Source organism: Empedobacter sp. GD03865, assembly GCF_029840775.1.
Taxonomy (GTDB): Bacteria; Bacteroidota; Bacteroidia; order Flavobacteriales; family Weeksellaceae; genus Empedobacter; species Empedobacter falsenii_B.
The window spans coordinates 137,043-162,835 of the sequence record NZ_JAOCDF010000001.1; the positions used below are offsets into that span (position 1 = coordinate 137,043).

Here is a 25,793-nt window from a genome sequence, read left to right on the forward strand (position 1 = left end):
TTGAGGTTTTTTTTTATTGATAAATTTCGTCAATTTCTTTTTTATATTTTTCTGAAATGATTTTACGTTTCATTTTCAAAGTTGGAGTTAATTCTTCACCTTCAATCGTAAATTCATGCGCTAAAATTGCTGGTTTCTTAATCTGTTCCCAATTTCCAAAAAACTGATTTGCTTTACGAACTTCTTGATTAATTACTTTATGAACTTCTGTAGATGCTATGAATTCATCGCGAGAAAGATTACTAATTTCAGGTGCATTTTCTTTTGCCCATTCTTTCAGATTTGCATAATTCGGAACAATAAAAGCTGACGCAAATTTTTGCGCATCACCAACAACCATTGCTTGCTCAATAAAATTTGATTCGACAAGTTTTGTTTCAATTGGTTGAGGAACAACATATTTTCCACCAGAAATTTTGAACATTTCCTTTTTACGATCAATGATTTTCAAGAAATGACCTTCTCCTTCCTCCCAAACTCCAATATCACCTGTGTGCAACCATCCATCAATAATGACCTCATCGGTCGCTTTTTGATTTTTATAATAGCCCATCATCACATTAGGACCTTGAACCAAAATTTCTCCATCTTCGGCTAATTTTACCTTAACATCTTTTATTGGTGAACCCACAGTCCCTATTCGAACACCTAATTTATGCGGATTATTTACAGTGATTAAAGGCGAAGTTTCCGTCATTCCATATCCTTCAAAAAATGGTAATCCAGCCGCCATAAAAACACGCGCAATTTTACCTTGCAACGAAGCACTTCCCGAAATAATATATTTGAAATTACCTCCTAACGCTTCATAAAATTTATTCAAAACTAATTTTCGAGCTAAAGCTAACTTCACATTATACACCAAAGATCGTTTCTTCGCATCAGGTTCATATTGAGAAGCAATATTAATCGCCCAATCAAAAACTTTTCGTTTTTTTCCTGTTAAAGCGCTACCTGTTTTTAGGATTTTCTCATAAACTTTTTCCATCACTCGAGGAACAGCAGTCATGATATGAGGTTGTACTTCATTGATATTATCACCAATTTTTTCAAAACCTTCGGCGAAATAAACCGTTACACCAATATATAAATAGGTATAAATTACAGTTCTTTCGTATGTATGACAAGGTGGTAAAAAAGTCAAACCTCTTGTTTCTTCTTCTAACACTACAATTTCTTTAGCCGCAATAAAATTCGAAACCAAATTATTATGAGACAACATTACACCTTTCGGTTTTCCGGTTGTTCCAGAAGTATAAATTAAAGTTGCTAAATCTGAATTTCGGACAATTGAACTAAGATTATTTACATATTCGTCTGTTATATCTTTTCCAATTTCTTTTAATTCTGACCAATTTCTAGAATCTGGGAACTCATTAATTGCAAAAACATATTCTAAACTATAAATTGTCCCAAACATATTATTGATACGTTCATACAAATTTTTTGTACTTACAATACACAATTGTATTTCGGCATCATTGAAGATAAATTGATATTCAAAATCTGTAATATTTGGATAAATCGCTACCACAACCGCACCAATTTGCTGAATTGCAAAATCAATCACATGCCATTCATAGCGGCTTTCGCACACAAGTCCTACTCGATCGCCAGGTTTAACTCCCAGAGCTAATAAACCTTTCGAAATTTCTCTTGTTTGCGCAATAAATTCGGCTGGTTTTGTAAACTTCCATTCGCCATCAATTTTACTTGCAAACATATTATGATTGGGGTAAAGTTCTTGTTGACGATAAGCTAAGTCAAAAATTCGTGTAGGATTATTCATTTTCTAAATACTAAACTTTATAAAAAAGAGTGCAAATTTGGTGCAAAATTTTCATAAATCAGTTTTATTTCACGAAAAAAGCAAGATTAATAAAAATCTTGCTTCGTTATTTTTCTAAAAAATTGATGTTTTTATTGATAAATTCCGTCAATTTCTTTTTTATATTTTTCTGAAATGATTTTACGTTTCATCTTCAAAGTTGGCGTTAATTCTCCAGCTTCAATTGTAAATTCATAGGGCAGTAAATGAAATTTTTTAATTTTTTCCCAATTTCCAAAATTGACATTTAATTTATTGATTTCATTTCCTATCAATTCATAAATTTTTGGATGCGTTAAAAACTCTTCACGAGGTAAATTAATCAATGAAGGTTCATTTGTTTTTGCCCAATCAATACAGTTTTCATAAGAAGGAATAACCAAAGCTGCTGGGAATTTTCGTCCTTCTCCAACTACCATAATTTGTTCGATATAATTAGATTCGGAAAGAATTTTCTCAATTTGTTGTGGCACAACATATTTTCCTCCAGAAGTTTTGAACATTTCTTTTTTACGATCGATAATTTTTAAGAATTTATCATCAACCCATTCACCAATATCGCCCGTATACAACCAACCATCTTTCAAAACCTCAGCCGTCGCCTCAGAATTTTTATAATATCCTTGCATGATATTTTTACCTTTTGCTAAGATTTCTCCATCTTCAGCTAATTTAATTTCAATATCAATCAAAGGAATACCTACAGTTCCGATTTTCATTCCACGTTTGATACAATTTACAGATAAACAAGGTCCAGCTTCTGTTAAACCATAACCTTCGTAAATTGGAATTCCGGCTGCTAAATACAATTTTAATAAACGAGTTTGTAAAGTTGCACTTCCCGATGCAATTCCTTTGACATTACCGCCAAGCGCCGCTTTCCATTTCGAAAAAATTAATTTTCGAGCAATGTTTAATTGAAATTTATACCAAGCCGAAAGCTTTGATTCATCTAAATCATACTGTTCTCCTAACGAAATTGCCCAAAAGAATAAAGCTCTTTTTACTCCTGTCAATTGTTCTCCAGTCGCCATTATTTTATCGTAAACTTTCTCTAAAACACGTGGAACAGCCGAAAAAATATGTGGTTGAACTTCTTTCATATCTTGCCCAATCGTATCCATTGATTGTGCAAAATAGATTGGTAATCCCATTTTGATGTACACGTATTGAAAGACGCGTTCATACGCATGACAAGCAGGTAAAAAAGACAACGCTTTATCATACGCTTTTACAGGAAAAGAATATTCGGAACTATTGACATCAGCCAATAAATTTTCGTGAGAAAGCATAACGCCTTTCGGGTTTCCTGTTGTTCCAGAAGTATAAATAAGAGTTGCTAAATCAGTTGGTTTTACATTGTCCATCTTCGTTTGTAAAACCTCATCAGAAATAGAAATTCCTTTCGAAATTAGCTCAATCCAATTTGGTGTATGCGGATAAGTATTAAATGTATAAACTTGTTCAAGATTTGGAATACGATCTTTGATTCCTAATAATCGTTGATACAACGCATCATTGCTCACAAAACAAAGTTTGATTTCGGCATCATTTAGAATAAATTCGTAATCATTATCCGAAATATTGGGATAAATTGCCACAACAACAGCTCCAATTTGCTGAATTGCAAAATCTACTAAATTCCATTCCAAACGATTTTCGCTAATCAACGCAACTTTATCATTTGGTTGAACACCATTTGCAATCAAACCTTTCGAAATATTATTTACTCGATTGATAAAATCTGTTGTCGAAATTCCCTTCCATTCTCCTTTTTCTTTGTAATTAAAAATAGAAATGTTAGGTGTATTTTTTTCTTGAAATCGAGGTAAATCGAATACTCTTTGTGGTTGTTTCATATTCTTGAAATAAGGATACAAATTTCTGCTAATTCTTTCTACTTTAGAAATTATTTACTCATTCTTTTCTCAAAAAAATTAAGTTTATTATCAATAAAAATCATTTTATTTTTTTGCAATAATTATACTATACTCTCTTTCAACTTTTTCGCCAGCTTTACTAATCACACTTTCCGAAAATATTTTTGTATCTTCAATAGAAAATTTAGCAGATTTCAATAGTTTTATCACTTCATCTTCTGTGTACAAATTGAAGCCAAATTGTGTAAAAGGCAATGTTTCCATAAATTCTTTTTTAGCAAAAGTAAGCGCAAATTTCCCGTTGAATTTCAAGACTCTATAAATTTCACTCAAGAAAAGTTTAGGATTTTTCCAAAAATAGATTGTATTCACCGTGAAAATTTTATCAAAGCGTTTTTCATAAAAATGAATTCTTTCATCCATAATTATTTCAAACCTAATATTTGGATTCAAATAATCAGAATTGTTCATGATAGCACTATTTTTCATGACCTGTGAAAGTTCTAAACCAATATATTCTAAACCTTTCGCTTGATTCAATACATAAGGTAAATGCTTACAATTTCCATGACCTAACTCTAATATTTGTTCTTGATTTTGTAATTGTAAATGATCTATTGTCATTTTTGTCATGCCAAAATTACTTTCATTCATTTGCTCACCAACTTCAATCCCTTCGTCTCCATTTGGACAACTCAATTGTTCCGCAAGACTTTGTAAATCAATATTATTTTTCATTAAATTTATTTATATAGAATAATTCTAAATTATTAAATATTAATCATTGTTCGCGTGATTTTAATCATTTAAAAATTACATCTTACCTTTGAAAAATAGTAAAATAGATGAAGGATATTATACGAACTGAAGACGAAGATGATTTCAAATTGTTTTGTTTGGAATCTGTAGCAGATATTGAAGAGCAAAATGATTCGCAATTATTGGAATTTTTGGAACATTTGGCTCGAGAATTTCAGATTACAAATGTTTATAAAACGACTGATAGCTTTGAAGGTTTCGAAGAAAGTTTGACCAATCTTCTTTATCATGATAAATATTTTAGAGATTATAAAATCATTTATTTAGTTTTTGAAGGCGAAGGAAATCAAATTCAAATTGATGATTATTACTATAGTTTGGAAGAAGTAGCAGAAATTTTTCAAGGAAAACTAACCGATAAAATTGTTCATTTTGCAAATACAATGAGTTTAAATTTGGAAGACGAAAGTTTTCAATATTTTATTGATGTTACAGGAGCAAAAGCCTTATCTGGATATGTAAACCCTTCTCCAATTTTGAGTACAATTTTAGATCAATATTATTTTTGTTTAGCAAAAGAAATTGATGACGAAGAAGAGCTTGTACATGCATTGTTTGATAAACACGCCAATATATGCCTGAAATTAGGATTTAGATTGTATCATTAAAACATAAAACCTCTCAAGTTGAGAGGTTTTATGTTTTATTCTTAAACTATATTTTACATCGAATGCGCTTTATTTCCTTCAAAATGAATCATCCAAGGTGTTCCAAATTGATCAATAAAAGACGCATAAAGCTCAGCAAAAAACTGTTCTGCCAAAGGCATTTCTAATGATTTTGCATTTACCGAAAGACGATCATATAATTGATGCGCTTCTGCGGGATTATCAACATCAAGCATAATGTAATTATTATTTCCAGCTTTGTATTGATGTCCAAATTCTTCAATAATATCAGAACCCATTAACATTGTTGTTTCATTAATAAACAATGCCACATGCGAAACTTTATCCTTTGCACTTTCTGGAATCTGAAATTCTGGATTTGGCGGCATATCTCCCATTTTATACATCCCAATATTTTGCGTTTCAAAAACAGTTTCATAAAACTGAAATGCCTTTTCGCAATCTCCGTTAAAATTTAAGTAAGCGTGTACTTTAGCCATAATATTGTATTTTTTGTGATTATTTTTTTTAATATAATGGTTGACCATTTTCATCGGTTGTTAAAACCTCGGTCATATAATCTAAAAATGGTTGAAGAACTTGAATTGATTTCGCCACTTTCAGCGGAAAATCTTTTGCTAAAACTTCTTCATCCGTGAAATTCTTGATAAATAAATATTGCTTTTTACGTAATAATTCAATTCGTTCATGATCTTTAGAAAAACCTTTTGGCGCAGATTTCACTTCATCTCCTTGCATTTCTCCAAATTCTTTCTGAATCATTTTTGATTGCAAAATCTTTGCTAATTCATCCGAAACTTCAATATCTTTTCTGATACGAAGCAAATCATCGCGCTCTGGCCCCCAAAAACCAACACCAATAAAATTATGATTAGGTTGAATATGAAAATAATATCCACCTCTACTATGCGGTTTTTTACGACCTGTTTGCGCAGAAAAATGAGTTTTGTAAGGAGTTTTATCGTGAGAAAAACGAACATCTCTGTAAATTCTATAAATTTTGAGCGGTTCTAATTCTTCCTTTTTACTTAATTGTTGATAAATCGCATTGAAAATTGAATCTGCTTCCGCTTTCGCCGTATCAAATTCAACTTTATGTTCTGTAAACCATTCGCGGTTATTATTTTTTTCTAATTTTTTTAAAAATTTATCGATTTGTGACATGATTTATTTTTTTCGAGTAAGTAGAACTTTTTCCCATATCTAATTTACGTTTTGAGTATTTTGGATATTCATCAACAAACCAATTCAGTAATTTATCATCCATATAAATTCCCATATGATATAACGCAATAAAATTCTTTTGAGAAGCAATATTGATAAACGGCAACGGCGATTTCGGATCGCAATGATAACCATTCGGATAAAGTGAATGCGGCACAACAAACCCAAGATGACCATAGCTCAACTGCAACTCGAAACCAGTGGGTAATTTATCTGCCAAAATTTTAATTAATTTCTCAACAGCTTCTTTTCTTTCTACTGGAATTGACGTTAAATATTCTTCTAAATTTGCGACTTCATATTGCATTATTTTCGATATTTATCATTCAAACCTTTTCCTTCTAAAATCATAGGTTTTATTTTTTCGATGCGAGAAATTTTCGTTTTCTCTTGTTTTGCTTCATCAATATATTCGATGTATTCTTTTTGTCTTCCTGAAGTTAAAGCTTTAAATGAAGTAAATAATTTATTGTTTTGATTTAGAGTTTCTTTCAAAATCCCATCAACTTCTTTTGGTACAGATTTTTGAGGTTTTATTTCCTTTCCGTCTTTCACCAATTGAATCGCTTCTAAGACATATTCTCTTACTTTTTCGACATCAATTTCATCGGCAGAATTAAATCTCCATTGACGCAAAGCTTTCGTTTTTTCTTCATTCGCATTCACCAAAACTTTATATTGATCTTTCAAGAAAACGCCATTGTGAAACCACAACGCAAAATGATTTTTGAAACCACTAAATGCCAACACATTTTTCTTGTTAAACGTATAAATATCTCCACCCCATTTAAACTCTTTTACAAGTTCCGTTTCATTTACAACTTGTTGAATTTTCTCATTCGCTTCTGCCCAATTACCATTGTATTTCGTCCATTCTTCAGCTTTCTGATCTTTCATCAAACTAACTTTATACAACACAATTTCTCTCAATAATTTCTTCGGTAAAACTTTATCCAAGGGAAGTTGTATTGCACCTTTTGATGTTTTATAATCGGTTAAATTATTTTGAAAATGTTCGATTGTTTCAGCTCCAGGATAAATTCCTACATGATTTTTAAACATCGCAAAATGAATCACATTTCCATTCAAACGAAATGTTGGCATTTTATAATTAATCGTTTCTGTTGCTCTTGGTACAGTTTCGTGAATAATTTTTCTTATGTTTTCTAAAATCTCCTGTTTAGCTTGATCAAACCCAAGAATATATTCATCAATAGTTGTGAAATTATCTGCCATCATAATTAATCCTCGCAAATTTCTTTCAACTTGCGCAGTGCATTTATCCACATTTCTCTGACTTGAGCTTCTGGAAAAACCTGATCATCTATTTCTACCGAACAGGTTAATCGTGTATGACCTTCTACATCTTCCATTTTATAGGTTTCTTCTGTATTTTTCCACGCATCAATTTCTGGTCCATCAAAAATTTCTTGACCTTCTTCATTCAGCTTTCCTATATGACGCATTTTGATTGATTTTCCAATAATATTTTCATCTATTGTAGCAATCATCGCTGCCGAACCTTTCTCGGTATCATAAGTGAAATAAACATGAGAACCTTCGGACCAATCTCCTTTAAAATCTGAAGTTTCACTAAACGATTTCGTCCAAATTTTATACGAATCTGGCGCAATCATTACTTTATGCACATGTTTAGGCTGCGCATAAATTACTTCTGTAAACGATACTTTTTTCATATTTTAAGCATTTGCTAATCCAAAAACAGCTCCAGCAGGATCTTCTACAATTGCAAATTGAAGATTTCCTTCTTTATTTTTAATCTCATGAATAGATTTCCCTCCCATTTCCAACGCTTTTTGTAAACTTTCCGCAACATTTTCTACACTAATGTACATAATCCATTGCGAAGGAATTCCTTTATTCATACCACGTTTCGTACAAACTCCACCAGCCGCATTTTCTGGAGAAGACATCATTGCATAATCATTGTATTCTTCTTCGCCATCTTTCATCGCAACATTTTTGACTTCCCAACCAATCACTTCTTTGTAAAAATCTTTTAATTCAGTCGAATTTTCAACAGTTAAATCAGCCCAAACCATTTGACCAATTTTCGATTTATTTTCTTCCATCTTCTACTATTTTTATCGATTTGATTCAACATAATTTTTGAAACTATTCAAAATAGCTTGCCAACCTTGTTGTTGCATTTCAGTAGGATTTTGACTTTCTGGTTCAAATTTTTCTGTGATTTTGGTTAAATTATTTTCTTCATGAAAATTAATTTCAACCTTACGACCATCTGCAATGTAATAACGAATAAATTTATTTGGAATGATTTCATCATATTTAGCTTCAAATTCGAATTGAAAACTGCCATCTTTCGCAGCCATCGTACTCTTTAATTTTCCACCAACTTGCAAATCATTTTCTGCTTTCGGACAATGCCAATCATCAGAAGCTTGATTCCATTTTACAATATCTTCAGGAGAATTAAAAGCTTTCCAAACTTGATCTATTGGAGCATTTATTATTGTTTCGATTGTGATCATACGTATGTCTTTTGTTCATTTTTAAGGTTTCATAAAATCAAAAGCACCTTTGCGCAAATTAATTCCATATTCGAGATAAGCTTTCAAACAAGCCAAGAAATTAGCCCAACCTTCTGTTTGTCCCATCAATTGCTTAATTCCAGCTTCATCATCATTCATTTCATGTTCAATGACTTTGACAATTGTCGAATCATTTTCTCCTTTTTCAAGAAAAATTTCCACCAACATATCATCAACACCGCCACTCCAATCAAACGAAATGTATTCATCTTGTTTTAAATCGCCTCCCATTACAGGAAAAATATCATCAAACTCAGGGAATTTCCATTCAACAATTTTTCCAGTTTCGATAGCACCCGTAGAAGAAGCGATAAAATATTGATTCATCTTATTTGGATTAACAATCGCATCAAAAACTTCATTTTTAGGTTTCTGAATTTGAATTGTTGCTTTTGCAGTTAACTTCATTTCAATTGATTTTGGCTAACTAATTTAGTCAAAAAAAGTGTTCGAATTTTCGAATTCATAAAAAATAATTAAAACTTTATCGATATTGAAATCATTTGTAGAAAATAATTCGATTTATAAGTGTAAAATTTAAAAGTTTTTTACATTTATAGTATTGTAAAATTGATAAACACGTGAAAAAATTTACTCAAAAAGCCACTCTACTTAGTCTTATTTTGATGAGTGGGATTAGCTATGCGCAAGATGCAAAAGCAGATTCTGCCTATGTTAGAGAGTATTATGAAAAGACTGAACAATTAATTCCGATGCGAGATGGAAAGAAATTGTTTACAGCTATTTATACGCCAAAAGATCAAACCAAAAAATATCCTGTTTTACTTAATCGAACGCCTTATACAGTTGCGCCTTACGGAGCAAATGAGTATAAAAAATCGCTTGGAAATTTCCCTGCAGAAATGCGTGAAGGGTTTATTTTCGTCTACCAAGATGTGAGAGGAAAATGGATGAGCGAGGGCGAATTTGAAGATGTACGACCAGTTAATAAAACGAAAAATAAAAAGGCAATAGACGAAAGTACAGACACCTACGATACGTTGGAATGGTTGGCAAAAAACATGAAAAATTACAACCAAAAAGCTGGAATCTATGGAATTTCTTATCCAGGATTTTATTCGACAATGAGTTTGGTTAATTCACATCCAACGCTAAAAGCTGTTTCGCCACAAGCACCAGTTACGAATTGGTTTTTAGGTGATGATTTTCATCACAATGGTGTTTTATTTCTGAATGATTCTTTCAAATTTATGTCGTCATTTGGTGTGAAACGTCCGCAACCAATTACGCCAGATAAAGGTCCAAAATCATTAGAATATCCAATCAAAGATAATTACCGTTTTTATTTAGAAGGCGGATCTGTAAAGGAATTGAAGGATAAATATTTCCAAGATAATATCAAATTCTACAATGATTTGTTTGCGCATCCTGATTATGATCAATTTTGGCAAGATCGAAATCCTTTACCGCATCTTACCAATGTGAAACCTGCTGTGATGACGGTTGGTGGTTTCTTTGATGCAGAGGATGTTTATGGTGCATTTGAAACCTATAAAGCAATTGAAAAGCAAAATCCGAATGCAACAAATATTTTGGTAGCTGGACCTTGGTTTCATGGTGGTTGGGTTCGCTCTAAAGCCGATACATTTGGTGATATGCAGTTTGGAACGCCAACAGGTGAATATTATCAACAACAAATTGAGTTGCCTTTTTTCAATTATTATTTAAAAGACAAAGGAAATTTCAAACCAACAGAAGCGCAAATTTTTATCACAGGTTCTAACGAATGGAAACAGTTTGATACTTGGCCTCCAAAGAATGTGACAACGCAGAAAATGTATTTACAAGCTAACGGAAAAATATCTTTTCAACAGACTAATAATGTAAGTTTTGATGAATATGTAGCAGATCCAAATAATCCAGTTCCGTATCAAGGTGGTGTTTTAGAAAGTCGTCCGCGAGAATATATGGTCGATGATCAACGATTTGCGTCAACTCGTCCTGATGTTATGGTTTATCAAACCGATATTTTAACGGAAGATATGACGATTACAGGTCCAATTATCAATCATTTATTTGTTTCGTCAACGGGAACAGATGCTGATTATGTAGTAAAATTGATTGATGTTTTCCCTGAAGATATACCAAAATATAATGGAAAATTGATAGCTGGATATCAAAATTTGATTCGTGCCGAAATTATGCGAGGAAAATACCGCAATAGTTTTGAAAAACCCGAAGCAATGGTTCCTAATCAGAAAACAAACGTGACGTATTCTATGCCAGATGTTGGACATACTTTCAAGAAAGGACATCGTATCATGATTCAAGTTCAGAATACATGGTTTCCTTTAGCCGACCGTAATCCGCAACAATTTATGAATGTTTACGAAGCAACTGCGAAAGATTTCTTGAAACAAACACAACGAATTTATCACGATTCTTACATCGAAATTCCAGTTTTGAAATAACAAAAAATCCAACAAGTAATTTGTTGGATTTTCTATTTTGATTCTATCAATTTATTCAACTAAAACTGCAGAAATCAACACTTTTTCGAAACTAAATGAAACACTAATCGGACAGGTTTCTTCTGCCTCTTTTGCTATTTTCTGAAATTCTTCATCTGTAATCGAAGGAATACTTGCTGTTAAACTTAATTCTGATCGAACAACTTTTCCTCCTTCAAAAACAATTTTACAATCGGTTTCTAATTTTTCTGCTGTATAACCTGCGTCTCCAAGTAATGCAGAAGTTTTCATTGTAAAACAACCTGCATGAGCCGCTGCCAGAAGTTCTTCTGGGTTTGTTCCTACTCCTTCTTCAAATCGACTTTTGAACGAATATTGCGTATTATCTAATACTGTACTTTGTGTGGTTAATGTTCCTGATCCTTCTGTAACCGAACCATTCCAAACTGCTTTTGCACTTCTTTTCATTTTGAATTTTTTTTAGATTGAATTTTATTAAAGTTAAAGATTATGAAATCATAAGAAGAATTAATTCTCAACTTTAAGAATAATTTTAACGAAAAAAGTTCAGATAAAAAATATCTGAACTTTTACTAAAAAAACTACTAACCACCCTTTACTATGAATTGTATTAGGTTATTCAAATTTACTAAGAAACTAATATTTATAAAATTGAAAATCAATTTCTAATCTAATTTTAATGTTAGAAATCTTTATAACGTAACTTTTCCTATCTTTCCTTTATTCCCAACCAAAATCACATATTTCTTATCTGGCGAAACTGTACACGTATTGTAACTATCTTGTGTAATAGTTGTCCAATTATGTCCTCCATCTGCTGAATAATCCACTCCAGAATAGCCACAAACCAAGACTTTATCTTTTGAAATAATTGTTACGCCAGATTTATATCCTGTTGGATATTTCCATGAATCTTGAAAAGCAATTTTACCATTTGTCAACTTAAATTTATAGAAATTATAGCTCGAATCTTCTGGTTTTGTAAAATCTCCACCAACCAAATATCCTACATTATTTGTTGCGTCATAAGCCATTCCATTAATTCCAGAAGTAGAACTTTTCGTTTTCTCTAATACGTACATTTGTCCACCTTTTGGCGTATAATAGTACAAATTTGATAACTCTCCACCTGTAGCAATCAAGGTTTGCTTCGCATCTACATACAAATTACTTCCACTTGACGCAAAAAAAGCTTCTTTCGGATTTTTTAGACGTAAAGGTTGACCGTGAAGCGATTTAGCAACTTCCCATTTTGTAGGATCAGTAATCGAAGACGTTAATACAAATGGTTTATCTGGTGACATTGGATCGCCTAAAACAGTAATTTTCTTCGAAGTTTTATCCACATAAATTGCATCTAAAAAAATACCTTTTTCATTATTTTCATACACTTTATTCCACGATTTTCCGCCATCTTTCGATTGCAAAATATAAGCAGGAGAATCAATTCCTAAAGCCAAATAATTATCTTTTCCTAAAACCTCTACATCTCTAAAATCTCTATTTTCTACAACTTTGGGATTAATCCAACTAAATGTTTTACCACCATCTATCGTTTTACCAATTGTATTTTTTGAGCCAGAAACAATAAACGTTTTTGCATCCTGAAAAGCCAAACCTCGGTAACTAACAGACGAATTTTCCTCATTAATCACTTGATAGGTTTGCGCAAAAGACAAACTCGATAACAATAGGACGAAATATTTCATTTTTTTATAAATTTTAGATTCTACATTTTATATAAAACTATTTTATCTCGGCGAATCAACCAAATATTTTTTAAGTTTGTGTTTTACATCAAATAAAATGAAACGATATACATTCTCAACATTACTTCTAAGTCTTACTTTAACATGTTTTAATCCAATTAATCAAACTGTTTATGGACAAAATATGTCAAAAAATAGTTCGAGAAGTTTACAGATTAATGAAAAAACATTAAACGATATTCTTGAGAGAAATAAAGCTTTTTACAAAGAAGGAAAAGTTGCCGATTATATCCCAGAATTAGGAAAAATGCAAGCGGATAAAATCGCTTTTTCTGTGGTTAATGAGAATGGCAAAGTGATAAATGTTGGCGATGTCAACCAAAAATTTACAATTCAAAGTATTTCTAAAATCATTGCGTTAATGATTGCTGTTACGGAAAAAGGAGAAAAAAATGTATTTTCTAAAATAGGTTATTTCGGAACGGATAAACCATTTAATCATTACGCAAACCTCGAAACGACAGGGAAACCTCTTAATCCGATGATGAATGCTGGTGCAATTTTAACGACATCAATGATTGAGGGTGAAGGTGAAATTCCTTTCAAAAAAATCCTTGAAATGGTTCGCTACATCACCAAAAATAATTCGATAGATTATAGCAAATCCGTTTATAATTCTGAAAAAGAAACGGGACACAAAAATCGTGGAATGTTTTATTTGATGAAAAATAATAGTTTGATTGAAGGTGATGAAGAAAAGTTGAACAACTATTTCAAACAATGTTCTATCGAAGTAACTGCCGAAGATTTAGCTAAAATTGGTTATTTCTTTGCGCATCAATGCACACGTTTTGATGGTGATACAACGTATAAAAATGCGGAAGTTTCACAATTAATTCAATCGCAAATGTTGACTGCCGGAATGTATGAATTTAGTGGCGAATATTCTCGCACCGTTGGATTACCAAGTAAATCTGGCGTTGGTGGCGGAATTACCGTTTCCGTTCCAAACAAAATTGGTATCGGCGTTTTCAGTCCTGCACTTGACGAACATGGGAATTCCGCAGCTGGATATCATATGATTTTGGATTTGGTAAAGCAATACAATTTAAGCTTATTTCAATAATTTCTTATGTTCGATTTTAGATTAAAAGTTTTTGATACGGTTGCTAAACGATTGAATTTCACGAAAGCAGCAAACGAATTAAACATAACACAACCAGCTGTTACAAAACACATTAAAGAAATTGAATTAAATCTTAACATTAAGTTATTTGAACGAAATGGGACGAAAATAAAATTGACCAAAGCTAGTGAAATTCTATTAAAATATACAGAAGAAATTTTTTCTGTTTATCAAAAAATAGAATTTGAAATTGGGCAATTACAAGAAAAACAAAAAGGAATTTTACGTTTGGGTGCAAGTACGACAATTGCGCAATATGTATTACCTCCTATTTTGGCAGAATTTCGAAAAAGATTTCCTGAAATTCAATTGAGTTTGGTGATTCAAAATTCTGAAAGAATTGAAGAATTATTAGGAAATCATAAAATCGATGTCGGTTTAATTGAAGCTCAAATCAAAAATAGAACGTTTCATTATTTTCCGTTTATGAAAGATGAAATTGTGTTAGTTTCTCGTCAAAATCATTCTATTTTTACCAAAAATAATATCAAATTAGATGATTTAAAGAACATTCCGTTGGTTTTTCGGGAACCTGGTTCTGGAACTTTAGAAACCATTGATTTAGCTTTAAAATCGAAAAATATAAAGCTAAATGAACTCAATATCGAAATTCAATTGGGAAGTACAGAAAGTATAAAATCGTATGTGTTACATTCTGATGCTTTAGCGTTTTTATCAATTCAATCTATTTTACAAGAACTTAAAAATCAAACTTTAACTATTATTGACATTAAAAACCTTGTGATAGAACGTAATTTCAATTTTATCATTCCAGAAGGTGATCAATCTAAATTGGTGAATTTGTTTATTAATTTTTGCAATAGTTATAACTTAAAGTAATAATAGATTACTTTTTATCATTTCTTTTTGAATAATAAGTACAAGAAATTTGTACCATAAAATTATTCAAATCATGAAAATTATACATTCAGAAAAAGGCTTATTTCAACAATTCACTACACAAAAAGTTATCTTTTTAATTTGTGCATTTCTATGTTTAATGCCTTTTATAAGCTCTCCTATCGCATTAGTTTTAGGATTTGTTGTTGCGCAAATATTTGGAAATCCATACGAAGTACAATCACGAAAAGTATCAAACACTTTACTGAAAGTTGCTGTGGTAGGTTTAGGATTCGGAATGAATATTTTTTCGGCTATACAAGCAGGAAAAGAAGGAATTGTATTCACCGTTGTAAGTATTTCTACGTTGATGATTTTAGGATTTTTATTTACCAAACTCTTCAAAATTGAAAAAGCTACAGGCTACCTAATTTCCGCTGGAACAGCAATTTGCGGAGGAAGTGCAATCGCTGCAATCGCGCCAATTACAAAAGCAAAACCCAATCAAATTTCGGTTGCTTTAGCAGTAGTTTTCACATTAAACTCAATTGCATTATTGATTTTCCCACCGCTTGGACATTTATTCAACTTATCTCAACACGAATTTGGTTTATGGTGCGCTATCGCAATTCACGACACAAGTTCTGTCGTTGGAGCAGCAAGTAAATACGGAGAAGAAGCTTTACAAATCGCTACAACAGTGAAATTAGCTCGCGCACTTTGGATTATTCCATTATCGTTTTTAACCTTATTGTTTTTCAAAAACAACACATCAAAAATTAATATTCCGTGGTTTATTGGTCTATTTTTAATCGCTATTTGTGTGAATACCTATGTACCTTTTGTCCATCAATTTAGTCCAATTATTATCGATCTATCTAAAGCTGCTCTTACGCTTACATTATTCTTAATCGGCACAAGTTTATCATTTAAAATGATGAAAAATATTGGTTACAAACCTCTATTAATGGCTATTATTTTGTGGGTAATTATTGGAGTTGGAAGCTTAATTATGATTATGAATTTAGCTTAAAATCATTCAGATTTCTATATTTGTTGTTATCTTTAGAACAAGAAAATTTACAATGAATCATCGATTATTAAAAAATATTGCTCTCGGAATTGGATTTTCAATTTCGAGTTTTGTTTCTGCGCAAACCTATACTTTAAAATTCAAAACGAATTACGGAAAATTTGATGTAATGTTATATGATTTCACTCCCAAACATCGCGATTTGATTTTGAGTGAGATTAATAAAGGAACTTATACAAATGCACAATTTAACAGAGTTGTGAAAGATTTTGTGATTCAAGGAGGAGAATTAGATGACCCTATTTTGGCGCGAGAAGCCGAACATCCAGAGCAAAAACCGATTCGTTTAGCACCAGAATTTAATCCGAAAGCTTTTCATAAAATGGGTGCTTTAGGCGCTGGTCGAGATGGAAATAAAGAGAAAGCATCGTATTACAATCAAATTTATTTTGTTACTGGAAAGAAAATTACAGCTCAAGAATTAGATAATTTAGAAGCGAAGAAAGGAATCAAATTTACAGCAGAACAACGCGCTGAATATTTAAAAAATGGCGGACAACCTCGTTTAGATCATGATTTTACAGTTTTTGGAGAAATTACAAAAGGTCTTGACAAAATCATGAAAATTAGTAATGTTGAAACGAAAAACGAATTACCATTAGAACCTGTTATTTTTTCAATCAAAGTGAAAAAGAAAAAAACGCCTACAAAGTATAACAAAACCAGTGTTTCACTAGGCGGAACAGCGATTGGTTTTTAATTATTATTTTTGCACATCAATAACACATTATGCAATCATCAATTTTATTAACGACTTTAAACGCAAAATATATTCACCTCAATTTGGCGATTCGTATTTTGTACGATTTGAATCATCATCGTGGAAATATTTTTTGGAAAGAATTCACGATTAAATCTGACTTTGATGAAGTTGCAGAAAAATGTGCTAAATACGATATTATCTGTTTTAGTTGCTACATTTGGAATATTACGCAGACGTTAGAGGTTTGTAAACGAATCAAACAAATTTCTCCTGAAACTAAAATTTTGTTGGGTGGACCAGAAGTTAGTTACGAATATGATGATGTGATTGCAAATAATTATATCGACTATATCATTGTAGGTGAAGGAGAAATTCCGTTCGAGGAATTTGCAGCAAATTATCCCGCAATAGAAAATGTACCGAATTTAGTTTACAAAAAAGAGAACGAAGTTGTTTACAATGTACAAAATATTCAATTTGATATTAATCGATTAAAAGGTCGAAATCCTTATCAATACGATAATCCAGCGGATTTGGAAAAGAAGGTTTGTTACATCGAAACTTCTCGTGGATGTCCTTATAAATGTGAGTTTTGTTTGGCAAGTTTAGACAATAAAATGCGCTATTTGCCGATGGAAACCATCAAAGAAAATTTGTTGTATTTGATGAAACACGGGAAAACAATCAAGTTTCTGGATCGTACATTTAACATAAAACGAGATTTTACGATTGAATTGTTTCAATTTATTTTGGATCATTATCGTGAAGGAAATGTTTTTCAGTTCGAGATTACAGCAGATATTGTTCATCCTGATATTATAAAATTCATCAACGAAAAAGTGCCAAAAAATCTTTTCCGTTTCGAAATCGGAATTCAAACCGTTAATCAACAAAGTAATCGAGAAGTTTCGCGCAAGCAAAATTTTGAAAAAACGTCAAATGTTATCAATCAATTAAAAGATCGAATCGAGATGCATTTGGATTTGATTGTTGGTTTACCTTTGGAATATATTGATGATTTGAAATTTAGTTTCGAAGAAACCTTCAAACTTTATCCACCTGAATTGCAATTAGGTTTTCTGAAATTTCTGAAAGGGACTCCAGTTCGTCAAAAATATGAAAACTATGGTTATCATTTTGATCCAATGCCGCCTTATCAAATTATCAAAAGTGATTTTTTAAGTGAAAAAGATTTAGAAAATATTACGGCTTTAGAAAATGCTTTGGAGATTTATTGGAACAAACCAAGAACGCCAGAAACGCTGAAATATATTGCACAAAAGTATTCGATTTTTGATTTTTTGATGGGATTAGGACAATATTTTGAGCAACATCATTTGTTCCATAAACATACATTGAATGATGTTTTCCATACGATATTTGATTTTGCGAAAACATTTACAAACGATAAAATTGTATTGGAATTAATCGCAATTGATTATTATAGTTTCCATAAATCGAAACCAAAAGATTTGTTTGAAATGGAACAAAAAATAGAAGAAGATTTGAGTGAACTTGCCTCGCATCCGAAGAGTAAATTCGTTTCAATTCCAATTTCATTTGATTATCAAATTTGGAAAGATGAAAATCGAATCGAAGAATCTACTGAAAATTGGTTAATAGAATTTGTAGGAACTTCTCACAATATTATTCATTGCGAAGTTTTAGAGAAATAGAAGTATAAAAAAACCTCTCAAATATTTGAGAGGTTTTTTTCTTAAGATTAGAATTGCTTATTGCCATCCACCTCCAACAGCGCGATATAATTCGACCATTGATGATAAAGATGATAATTTCGCATCAACAACATTCAATTCAGCATTTAAGCCATTGTCTCTTGCTGTAATTACTTCTAAATAGTTTGCCATACCGTAGTTTAACAATTCTTCAGAATAGGTAATTGCTTGATTGTATAATTGATATTCTTTTTGTTTATATTCAGCTTTCTTCGTTGCTGCATCGTATGTGTATAACGCATCAGAAACCTCTTTACTTGCATTTAAGATTTTGCTTTTATAATTAATCAAAGCATTTTCTTGATTTGCTAGAGCGACTTCTTTTTGCGTACGCAATTTACGTTGTTGTAATAAAGGTTGAGTTAAGCTACCGATCACCGTTGCAAATAAAGATTGCGCGCTAAACAATTTATCGATATCAATTCCTTGTACCCCACCTGTAGCAGTAATAGAAAGAGAAGGATAAAAACTTGCATTTGCAACGTTAACATTCTCAAAAGCGTTCATCAATCCAAACTCTGCAGCTTTGATATCAGGACGATTTTCTAATAATTGAGCTGGAACACCAACAGATAATTTTTCGTCAATTTTTTGAGAAGCTAAGTTTGTACGATTAATTGATTGAGGATTTGTTCCTAACAAAATACTCATCACATTTTCGTTCATCTTAATTCCATTTTCAACATCAACCAATAATGATTTCACATTGAACAATTGCGCTTCTGTTTGGTTAACTGCAACTTCTGTAACACTACCAGCTTCTTTCAAAGCTTTCGTTGTTTCTAAACTTTGCTCGCGGTTGATTAAAGTTTTATCTAAAATTCTTTTTTGCTCATCTAAAGCCAATAAGTTGTAATACGCATTTGCAATAGAAGCAACAATTTGTGTTTTTACCGCTTTGTGCGCTTCTATAGTTTGCAAATAAGTTGCAGCAGATGCACGTTGATTACTTCTGATTTTACCCCAAATATCTGCTTCCCAGCTTAAATTACCTGAAAGCTCGTATTGACTTTGTCCACGTTTTGACATTAACGCTCCAATCTGAGTGTTACGAGAGTTTTCTGTAAACGTATATTTTGGCCCAACAGATAAAGTTGGTAAATAACCTGCTTTACCTTGTTTAGCATACGCTTCAGCGACTGCAATATTTTGCAGTGCTGAACGTATATCTAAATTATTTTGTAAACCTTGATTAATCAAAGCTTGTAATTGAGTGTCTGTAAAAATTTGTTTCCAAGAAACAGTTGCAACACTTGCACTGTCTTTTGCAATAACATCTGTTCTGAAATTTGCTTCATTTACAACAGCTTCAGGTCGATGATAATCTTTTGCTACGAAACAAGACTGAACAGCAAACAATCCAGCTGCGATTAAAGTAATATTAAATATTCTGTACTTTTTCATTTTTAGATTGAATTATTATGTTCAATTTCTTCTTGTGGACGATCAAATTTAATTGGTTTAACTTTTTCTTGTAATGTTTGGAAAATAACAAACAATACTGGAATAACAAATAAACCTAAAATTGTACCTACTAATAAACCAAATGCTGCTCCTGTTGCTACAGAACGGTTACCAGCAGATGATACACCTGTTGCAAATACTAATGGCATTAATCCTAAAATGAAGGCAAAAGATGTCATCAAAATTGGACGTAAACGAGCTTTCGCTCCATCTATAGCTGCCTGAATAATTGACATTCCGTGTACACGTCTTTGTAATGCAAACTCTACAATCAAAATGGCATTTTTGGCGAGTAAACCAACCAACATGATTAAGGCAATTTGGAAATAAATATTATTTTCTAATCCAGCTAACCATTGAGATAAATATGCACCCATCATACCACAAGGAACAGATAATAATACTGCGAATGGTAAAACATAAGATTCATATTGTGCAGATAAAATAAAGTACACGAATACGATACATAAAGCAAAAATCATTGCTGTTTGAGAACCTGAATTAATCTCCTCACGAGTAAGACCTGTAAAGTCAGTTCCGTAAGAAGTAGATAATGTTTGTTCAGAAACTTGATTAATTGCTGTAATTGCATCCCCTGTAGAGAATCCTGGTTTTACAGCTCCTGTAATATTAGCTGATGTAAATAAGTTGAAACGGTTAACAGAGTTAGGACCATATACACGTTTTAAAGTCACAAATTGTGAAACTGGTGTCATTGAACCTGCATCCGTTTTCACGAACATTTTATTTAAACTTGTTTCATTGATACGATCATCTGGCGAAGCTTGAATGTACACACGGTATTGTTTACCAAAACGTGTAAAGTCAGCTGCATATAATCCTCCAATATATCCTTGTAAAGTTGAGAAAATAGAACTTACTGAAACACCAGATTGTTTTGCTCTTTCAATATTAACATCGATTTCGTATTGAGGGAAACCTGTATTTAAAGAAGTTTGAGCATACATAATTTCTGGACGTTGCATTAAAGCACCAATATATTCCTTAGCAACTTTATCAAAATCAGCAATATCTCCACCTGTTTTATCTAATAATTTCAATTCGAAACCAGAAGACATACTAAAACCTGGAATTGATGGTGGTTGGAAGAAAATCATTTGAGCATCAGGAATTTGTGCTGCAGCACCAAATAATTGTCCAATGATTGATTGTACTGATAAAGCATCTGTTGTACGTTCTTCGAATGGTTTCAATTTAATGAACATCATACCATAGTTAGAACCAGCTCCAGAAATAATAGAGTTACCTGAGATAATTGTTGCTTTATCTAATCCAGGAATTTTTTCAATTTTTTTCTGGAATTCTTTTTCAACTTCATACACACGGTCCATAGAAGCACCCGCTGGTAATTCGATATTACCAATAATAAATCCGTTATCTTCAGTTGGTACGAAACCTGTTGGCATCATTTTTCCAATACCCCAAATTCCTACTCCACTAAGAATAATTAATAAGAATGAAATCCATTTGTGTTTAATTAAAAATTTGAATGAATTACCATATTTATGTGTCATACGATCAAATGAAGCATTGAAAGCATCAAAGAATCGTTGAATAAAGTTACGTTTTTGCTCTCCTTCTTGATGTGGTTTTAAGAATAAAGCACACAATGCTGGAGATAATGTCAAGGCATTTAATGCCGAAATTAAAATGGCAACAATTAAAGTAATACCAAATTGTTTGTAGAATACTCCGGTAGGTCCTGAGATAAATGTTACTGGTACGAACACCGCACACATTACTAATGTAATTGAGATAATCGCTCCAGAAATTTCATCCATCGCATTTTTCGTTGCATCCATAGGAGCTTCGTGATGAGACTCCATTCGAGCATGCACGGCTTCCACAACAACAATGGCATCATCCACCACAATACCAATGGCGAGTACTAAGGCAAATAACGTTAATAAGTTTAACGAGAATCCTGCCAAATTAAGGAAAAAGAATGTACCAATAATAGACACTGGTACCGCAATCAATGGTACTAATGTAGAACGGAGATCTTGTAAGAAAATATATACAACAATAAATACTAAGATAAACGCCTCTATCATTGTGTGAACAACTTTAGAAATAGACGCATCTAAGAATGTATTTGTATCCATTAAGATAGTGTAAGAAACTCCTTCTGGTAATAATTTAGAAGCTTTTTCTAACTCAGCTCTTAAGTTTACAATAATTTCTTGTGCATTAGATCCTGGCGTTTGATAAACAGCAAATACAGCAGAAGGATCTCCATCCATTGCAGAACGTCCTGCATAAGATTGAGCACCAAATTCTACATTCGCTACATCTTTTAATCTAAGAACCTGTCCGTTTGGTAAAGATTTAATAACAATATTACGATATTGATCTTCTGTTTTATAACGTCCAGAATATGTAATTGCATACTCAAAAGATTGTCCAGCATTTTGCCCTAAAGCTCCAGCTGCAGCCTCTAAAGATTCTTGTGATAAAGCTGCAGAAACTTCAGAAGGAACTAAACCATAACTTGCCATACGAGAAGGATCTAACCAAATACGCATAGAATAAGTCATCGCACCAAATACAGTTGCATCCCCTACACCGTTTACACGTTTTAAGGCTGGAATAATGTTGATGTTCAAATAATTCTGAAGATAAATCTCATCATATTTAGGGTTTGTTGAACTAAACGAAGCATACATCAATGCTGATGTCTGTTGTTTTTGTGTCACAACCCCAGAACGAGTTACCTCCGAAGGTAATAATGGTGTAGCACGTGCCACACGGTTTTGTACGTTTACCTGTGCGATATCTCCATCTACACCTGGTTTAAATACAACATCGATAGAAGCAGAACCGTTATTAGAGGCAGTAGAAGAAATATAATCCATTCCTTCAACCCCGTTCACCTGTTCCTCTATCGGAATAATTACAGACTCCATTACTGTCTTTGCATTCGCTCCGGGATACGAAGCTGAAATTTTTACAGTAGAGGGTGCAATATCTGGATATTGTGTTACCGGAAGCGATATAAGCCCCAGTATACCCAATATCAATATAAGGATAGAAATTACCGTAGATAGTACGGGTCTTTCAATAAACTTTTTTAACATATCTATTTACAATTTAGAATACCGTTTTTGTCGATTCTACGATTTGATCAAAGTTTGCTGGAGTTGGTTTAACAGCTGTTTTATCACGTAATTTACCTACACCTTGTGCTACAACTTTATCACCTTTTTTCACTCCGTCTTTTACAACTGCCATATTGTTAGCTCTTTCTACAACAGTAATTGGAGTTGCGTAAGCTGTATCTTTTGTTACTTTGTAAACATAAGTCATACCTTGTTGTTCAAATGTTGCAGCCTCTGGCACAACCAATACATCAACATAAGTTTTTGGAACACGAATACGTCCTGAGTTACCATTTGCCAAAAGCTTAGCTTCATTATTGAACGTTACACGGAAATCAATTGTACCTGTTGTTGGATTAATTTGACCAGTTACAGTTTGTATTTTACCTTTTTCAGGATAAACATCTCCATTAGCTAATACTAATTCTACTGCTGGAATTTTGTTTAATTTATCTTTTAAAGTTGTTCCTTCAGTTTTTGAAATAAAATTTAAATAATCTCTCTCATTCATTGAGAAATAAGCATATACTCTACTTGTATTTGAAACTGTAGTAATTGGAACTTGATCCGTAGGACCAACTAATGTCCCTTGACGAGAATTAATAGAACCAACTACTCCACTAATAGGTGCTCTTACAACAGAATAGTCAACATTTGCTTGAGCTCCTTTGTAACTTGCTTGCGCTTGAGTAACACCAGCCTGCGCTTGAGACTTAGCAGCTACAGCTTGATTATAACTCGCTTGCGCTTTTGCTAGATTAGCTTTTGCAGTTTCTAATTGTACATTACTAATAATGTTTTTTTGTACTAAAGGAGTTAATTTGTTCACCTCTACTTGAGCTGCTTGCACTGCCGCCTGCGCTGCACTTACATTAGCCTGAGCCGCTTTTACATTAGCTTGCGCAGCACCAACACCAGATTTTAAAGCATCCGCATTTTGAGTTAAAACATTTGTTTCTAATTTGAACAAAGGCTGACCAGCTTGTACATATTGGCCTTCATCAACATAAACTTCTGTAATGTATCCTTGGATTTTTGCACGAACATCATTATTTACGATACCTTGAATATTTGCAGGGTATTCATCATAACTCGTCACCACTTTCGTAGGCACATCAACTACCGGATAAGGTGTTGGACCTTGTGCTTGTTGAGCAGCAGCATTGTCTTTCTTTCCACAAGAACTCAAAGCTATTGCCAAAGCACCAACCATTATAACGTTAACGTTTTTCATATTACTTTTACTTATTTTCTAGTTGAATTTTATTTATTTTTTGTATTGTTTCGTCTAATATCACTTTTGTTTGATTAAGATGTTCCAAATAGATATCAACTACTCTATTTTCAACATTTTTAGAAAGCGTATTATTCGCTAGTTTATGTTCTTTTATTCGATTTGTATAACCTATATCTTGAGAAATCATTTCAAACAAAAAATCTAATTTCTCTGTCAAATAATTAAAATTTAATCTAAAATATCTTTTTCTAGAGTTAATTTTATTTATGTACTCGATGTGTTTCATCGATAGTAAGTAGTTAATAGAGTTTGATAAGGAACTTTTACTAACATTAAAAATCTCAAGAAGCTCTTCAAACGTGAATCCTTCCTCATCAGACTCTAAAATCATGTATGCTTGCAACTTAGCTGTCAATGGAGGAAAACTGTAAGTTCTCTCCAAAAAAGCACTAAAGCTGCAAAAAAGATCCGAATTACATGCTTGATTTTTTATATTCATAATGTGTATAATCTACAAAACCATGCAAATATAAAATAGTTAGTTCGGTTTACACAGAACTAACTATACTTTTTTCGTTATTTAACAATAAATTAAATTAATAATTTGTTAATCCACTATTTTTAAGACTAACAAAAAATAGACCAAACCAATTAATAATAAGTCAATTATAGTAAATTTAATTATTATTTTATACAATATTAGATAAGCAACCTTTTGTTTAAAAGAACTATTGAAGTTTAAAATTTATAGGAGTTTTTCTTAAAAAAGTATTAATTTCATCAATATCGTTCTGGTAATCAAATTTTAAATCTTCATGAAATTTATTAAAAATAGAAAAAATCAATTTCAATCTCCCGTGTTGATAATTGTATAATTTTTCTGCATTATCTCCTGTTGTATAAGTTTCAAAAAGATAAGGATAACGACTAAAAGATTCTTGAATGATATATTTTCTCAATTCAAATTCTGACACTTTATCTTTCGTAATTTGAACATGATAATTCACAATTCCACTCAATGTTTTTAACGTCAACAACAATTGACGATGACTTCTATTTATATTAATCTGATTAATTAAGTGATGAGACTTTTTAAACTGCAAATCAATCTTTTCATAAATATTTTTTACACGATCTTGCAAATCATTTTCATTCTCTAATAATTGAAAATGCAAATGTTCTACTAAAGTTTCATCTTTATTGATAAGACGCAAAAGAAGTTTATCTTTTTCTTTTGAAGGAAGATCTAAAATAGAATTTTTCAATTCAGGAACGTCTTTCAATTTCATACTTATTTTGT

The 25,793-nt window shown here is 32.0% G+C and carries 25 protein-coding genes; 7 read left to right on the forward strand and 18 right to left on the reverse strand.

Features of this window, described 5'->3' with window-relative positions:
- Positions 1-13 precede the first annotated feature (13 nt).
- From N5D46_RS00690 to N5D46_RS00700, 3 genes are all read right to left on the reverse strand, one after another.
- Positions 14-1,789: an AMP-dependent synthetase/ligase gene (locus tag N5D46_RS00690; protein ID WP_280048921.1), complete on the reverse strand. Its 1,776-nt coding sequence runs from the start codon at positions 1,787-1,789 to the stop codon at positions 14-16.
- 131 nt (positions 1,790-1,920) lie between these two features.
- A complete protein-coding gene (locus tag N5D46_RS00695) occupies positions 1,921-3,687 on the reverse strand; it encodes a long-chain fatty acid--CoA ligase (protein ID WP_280048922.1) in 1,767 nt (588 codons plus the stop codon).
- 105 nt (positions 3,688-3,792) lie between these two features.
- Positions 3,793-4,446 (reverse strand): class I SAM-dependent methyltransferase, encoded by a 654-nt coding sequence (locus tag N5D46_RS00700; RefSeq protein ID WP_280048923.1) that lies wholly within the window; start codon positions 4,444-4,446, stop codon positions 3,793-3,795.
- Between the two features lie 107 nt (positions 4,447-4,553).
- Between N5D46_RS00700 and N5D46_RS00705 the strand changes: the two genes are divergently transcribed.
- Positions 4,554-5,135 carry a DUF6642 family protein gene (locus N5D46_RS00705; protein WP_219033962.1) on the forward strand — a complete coding sequence of 194 codons (582 nt, stop codon included), beginning with the start codon at positions 4,554-4,556 and terminating at the stop codon, positions 5,133-5,135.
- Between the two features lie 53 nt (positions 5,136-5,188).
- Here N5D46_RS00705 and N5D46_RS00710 read toward each other — a convergent pair whose 3' ends face one another.
- Genes N5D46_RS00710 through N5D46_RS00745 form a run of 8 tightly spaced genes read right to left on the reverse strand, consistent with a single transcriptional unit; the run spans position 5,189 to position 9,361 of the window.
- Positions 5,189-5,635: a VOC family protein gene (locus tag N5D46_RS00710; RefSeq protein ID WP_038330748.1), complete on the reverse strand. Its 447-nt coding sequence runs from the start codon at positions 5,633-5,635 to the stop codon at positions 5,189-5,191.
- 28 nt (positions 5,636-5,663) lie between these two features.
- The gene (locus tag N5D46_RS00715; RefSeq protein WP_115000348.1) at positions 5,664-6,320 is read right to left on the reverse strand and encodes a DUF2461 domain-containing protein; all 657 of its coding nucleotides are present in this window, start codon (positions 6,318-6,320) and stop codon (positions 5,664-5,666) included.
- Positions 6,304-6,687: a DUF1801 domain-containing protein gene (locus tag N5D46_RS00720; protein ID WP_280048925.1), complete on the reverse strand. Its 384-nt coding sequence runs from the start codon at positions 6,685-6,687 to the stop codon at positions 6,304-6,306. Before N5D46_RS00720 ends, N5D46_RS00715 begins: the two co-directional genes overlap by 17 nt.
- On the reverse strand, positions 6,687-7,667 hold the full coding sequence (locus tag N5D46_RS00725) for a DUF1801 domain-containing protein (protein WP_280035817.1): 981 nt from the start codon (positions 7,665-7,667) through the stop codon (positions 6,687-6,689). The genes N5D46_RS00720 and N5D46_RS00725 overlap by 1 nt, the downstream gene beginning before the upstream one ends.
- Positions 7,622-8,077 (reverse strand): hypothetical protein, encoded by a 456-nt coding sequence (locus tag N5D46_RS00730; RefSeq protein WP_280035816.1) that lies wholly within the window; start codon positions 8,075-8,077, stop codon positions 7,622-7,624. Before N5D46_RS00730 ends, N5D46_RS00725 begins: the two co-directional genes overlap by 46 nt.
- Before the next feature lie 3 nt (positions 8,078-8,080).
- Complete coding sequence (locus N5D46_RS00735) at positions 8,081-8,473, reverse strand: VOC family protein (protein ID WP_125350072.1); 393 nt, start codon at positions 8,471-8,473, stop codon at positions 8,081-8,083.
- Positions 8,474-8,485: 12 nt separating this feature from the next.
- Positions 8,486-8,893 (reverse strand): SRPBCC family protein, encoded by a 408-nt coding sequence (locus tag N5D46_RS00740; RefSeq protein WP_125350071.1) that lies wholly within the window; start codon positions 8,891-8,893, stop codon positions 8,486-8,488.
- Positions 8,894-8,914: 21 nt separating this feature from the next.
- Entirely contained in the window at positions 8,915-9,361 is a 447-nt protein-coding gene (locus N5D46_RS00745) for an SRPBCC domain-containing protein (protein ID WP_219033967.1), read from the reverse strand.
- Between the two features lie 173 nt (positions 9,362-9,534).
- Between N5D46_RS00745 and N5D46_RS00750 the strand changes: the two genes are divergently transcribed.
- The gene (locus tag N5D46_RS00750; protein ID WP_280048926.1) at positions 9,535-11,385 is read left to right on the forward strand and encodes a CocE/NonD family hydrolase; all 1,851 of its coding nucleotides are present in this window, start codon (positions 9,535-9,537) and stop codon (positions 11,383-11,385) included.
- A gap of 51 nt (positions 11,386-11,436) precedes the next feature.
- On the opposite strand, the gene N5D46_RS00755 is transcribed toward N5D46_RS00750, so the two are convergent.
- Together N5D46_RS00755 and N5D46_RS00760 are read right to left on the reverse strand one after the other, a co-directional pair.
- Complete coding sequence (locus tag N5D46_RS00755; RefSeq protein WP_115000360.1) at positions 11,437-11,853, reverse strand: OsmC family peroxiredoxin; 417 nt, start codon at positions 11,851-11,853, stop codon at positions 11,437-11,439.
- Positions 11,854-12,098: 245 nt separating this feature from the next.
- Positions 12,099-13,115 carry a YCF48-related protein gene (locus N5D46_RS00760; RefSeq protein WP_280048927.1) on the reverse strand — a complete coding sequence of 339 codons (1,017 nt, stop codon included), beginning with the start codon at positions 13,113-13,115 and terminating at the stop codon, positions 12,099-12,101.
- Positions 13,116-13,212: 97 nt separating this feature from the next.
- Between N5D46_RS00760 and glsA the strand changes: the two genes are divergently transcribed.
- From glsA to N5D46_RS00785, 5 genes are all read left to right on the forward strand, one after another.
- Positions 13,213-14,241: a glutaminase A gene (gene glsA / locus N5D46_RS00765; RefSeq protein WP_280048928.1), complete on the forward strand. Its 1,029-nt coding sequence runs from the start codon at positions 13,213-13,215 to the stop codon at positions 14,239-14,241.
- Between the two features lie 6 nt (positions 14,242-14,247).
- A complete protein-coding gene (locus N5D46_RS00770) occupies positions 14,248-15,141 on the forward strand; it encodes a LysR family transcriptional regulator (protein ID WP_280048929.1) in 894 nt (297 codons plus the stop codon).
- Positions 15,142-15,214: 73 nt separating this feature from the next.
- Complete coding sequence (locus tag N5D46_RS00775) at positions 15,215-16,174, forward strand: putative sulfate exporter family transporter (RefSeq protein ID WP_115000367.1); 960 nt, start codon at positions 15,215-15,217, stop codon at positions 16,172-16,174.
- Positions 16,175-16,226: 52 nt separating this feature from the next.
- Entirely contained in the window at positions 16,227-16,934 is a 708-nt protein-coding gene (locus tag N5D46_RS00780; RefSeq protein ID WP_280048930.1) for a peptidylprolyl isomerase, read from the forward strand.
- A 29-nt stretch (positions 16,935-16,963) separates the two neighbouring features.
- Positions 16,964-18,613 (forward strand): B12-binding domain-containing radical SAM protein, encoded by a 1,650-nt coding sequence (locus tag N5D46_RS00785; RefSeq protein ID WP_280048931.1) that lies wholly within the window; start codon positions 16,964-16,966, stop codon positions 18,611-18,613.
- Between the two features lie 57 nt (positions 18,614-18,670).
- Here N5D46_RS00785 and N5D46_RS00790 read toward each other — a convergent pair whose 3' ends face one another.
- The 5 genes from N5D46_RS00790 to N5D46_RS00810 all read right to left on the reverse strand — a co-directional run bounded on the left by N5D46_RS00790 (position 18,671) and on the right by N5D46_RS00810 (position 25,782).
- Positions 18,671-20,077, reverse strand: coding sequence for an efflux transporter outer membrane subunit (locus N5D46_RS00790; protein ID WP_280048932.1), 1,407 nt, complete (start codon positions 20,075-20,077; stop codon positions 18,671-18,673).
- A gap of 2 nt (positions 20,078-20,079) precedes the next feature.
- The gene (locus N5D46_RS00795; protein ID WP_280048933.1) at positions 20,080-23,235 is read right to left on the reverse strand and encodes an efflux RND transporter permease subunit; all 3,156 of its coding nucleotides are present in this window, start codon (positions 23,233-23,235) and stop codon (positions 20,080-20,082) included.
- Positions 23,236-23,248: 13 nt separating this feature from the next.
- Positions 23,249-24,490, reverse strand: a complete 1,242-nt coding sequence (locus N5D46_RS00800; protein ID WP_280035797.1) for an efflux RND transporter periplasmic adaptor subunit — start codon at positions 24,488-24,490, stop codon at positions 23,249-23,251.
- Positions 24,491-24,497: 7 nt separating this feature from the next.
- Positions 24,498-24,992 (reverse strand): hypothetical protein, encoded by a 495-nt coding sequence (locus N5D46_RS00805; RefSeq protein ID WP_038330593.1) that lies wholly within the window; start codon positions 24,990-24,992, stop codon positions 24,498-24,500.
- 229 nt (positions 24,993-25,221) lie between these two features.
- Positions 25,222-25,782 carry a hypothetical protein gene (locus tag N5D46_RS00810; protein WP_280048934.1) on the reverse strand — a complete coding sequence of 187 codons (561 nt, stop codon included), beginning with the start codon at positions 25,780-25,782 and terminating at the stop codon, positions 25,222-25,224.
- Positions 25,783-25,793 lie beyond the last annotated feature (11 nt).

What these genes read in the sequence shown, in the direction of transcription:
- N5D46_RS00810 (WP_280048934.1), bottom strand. Translation starts at nt 25,782, where the DNA reads ATGAAATTGAAAGACGTTCCTGAATTGAAAAATTCTATTTTAGATCTT.
- N5D46_RS00705 (WP_219033962.1), top strand. Translation starts at nt 4,554, where the DNA reads ATGAAGGATATTATACGAACTGAAGACGAAGATGATTTCAAATTGTTT.
- N5D46_RS00730 (WP_280035816.1), bottom strand. Translation starts at nt 8,077, where the DNA reads ATGAAAAAAGTATCGTTTACAGAAGTAATTTATGCGCAGCCTAAACAT.
- N5D46_RS00700 (WP_280048923.1), bottom strand. Translation starts at nt 4,446, where the DNA reads ATGAAAAATAATATTGATTTACAAAGTCTTGCGGAACAATTGAGTTGT.
- N5D46_RS00690 (WP_280048921.1), bottom strand. Translation starts at nt 1,789, where the DNA reads ATGAATAATCCTACACGAATTTTTGACTTAGCTTATCGTCAACAAGAA.
- N5D46_RS00740 (WP_125350071.1), bottom strand. Translation starts at nt 8,893, where the DNA reads ATGATCACAATCGAAACAATAATAAATGCTCCAATAGATCAAGTTTGG.
- glsA (WP_280048928.1), top strand. Translation starts at nt 13,213, where the DNA reads ATGAAACGATATACATTCTCAACATTACTTCTAAGTCTTACTTTAACA.
- N5D46_RS00755 (WP_115000360.1), bottom strand. Translation starts at nt 11,853, where the DNA reads ATGAAAAGAAGTGCAAAAGCAGTTTGGAATGGTTCGGTTACAGAAGGA.
- N5D46_RS00790 (WP_280048932.1), bottom strand. Translation starts at nt 20,077, where the DNA reads ATGAAAAAGTACAGAATATTTAATATTACTTTAATCGCAGCTGGATTG.
- N5D46_RS00720 (WP_280048925.1), bottom strand. Translation starts at nt 6,687, where the DNA reads ATGCAATATGAAGTCGCAAATTTAGAAGAATATTTAACGTCAATTCCA.
- N5D46_RS00780 (WP_280048930.1), top strand. Translation starts at nt 16,227, where the DNA reads ATGAATCATCGATTATTAAAAAATATTGCTCTCGGAATTGGATTTTCA.
- N5D46_RS00795 (WP_280048933.1), bottom strand. Translation starts at nt 23,235, where the DNA reads ATGTTAAAAAAGTTTATTGAAAGACCCGTACTATCTACGGTAATTTCT.
- N5D46_RS00805 (WP_038330593.1), bottom strand. Translation starts at nt 24,992, where the DNA reads ATGAATATAAAAAATCAAGCATGTAATTCGGATCTTTTTTGCAGCTTT.
- N5D46_RS00800 (WP_280035797.1), bottom strand. Translation starts at nt 24,490, where the DNA reads ATGAAAAACGTTAACGTTATAATGGTTGGTGCTTTGGCAATAGCTTTG.
- N5D46_RS00695 (WP_280048922.1), bottom strand. Translation starts at nt 3,687, where the DNA reads ATGAAACAACCACAAAGAGTATTCGATTTACCTCGATTTCAAGAAAAA.
- N5D46_RS00785 (WP_280048931.1), top strand. Translation starts at nt 16,964, where the DNA reads ATGCAATCATCAATTTTATTAACGACTTTAAACGCAAAATATATTCAC.
- N5D46_RS00775 (WP_115000367.1), top strand. Translation starts at nt 15,215, where the DNA reads ATGAAAATTATACATTCAGAAAAAGGCTTATTTCAACAATTCACTACA.
- N5D46_RS00715 (WP_115000348.1), bottom strand. Translation starts at nt 6,320, where the DNA reads ATGTCACAAATCGATAAATTTTTAAAAAAATTAGAAAAAAATAATAAC.
- N5D46_RS00770 (WP_280048929.1), top strand. Translation starts at nt 14,248, where the DNA reads ATGTTCGATTTTAGATTAAAAGTTTTTGATACGGTTGCTAAACGATTG.
- N5D46_RS00735 (WP_125350072.1), bottom strand. Translation starts at nt 8,473, where the DNA reads ATGGAAGAAAATAAATCGAAAATTGGTCAAATGGTTTGGGCTGATTTA.
- N5D46_RS00710 (WP_038330748.1), bottom strand. Translation starts at nt 5,635, where the DNA reads ATGGCTAAAGTACACGCTTACTTAAATTTTAACGGAGATTGCGAAAAG.
- N5D46_RS00760 (WP_280048927.1), bottom strand. Translation starts at nt 13,115, where the DNA reads ATGAAATATTTCGTCCTATTGTTATCGAGTTTGTCTTTTGCGCAAACC.
- N5D46_RS00745 (WP_219033967.1), bottom strand. Translation starts at nt 9,361, where the DNA reads ATGAAGTTAACTGCAAAAGCAACAATTCAAATTCAGAAACCTAAAAAT.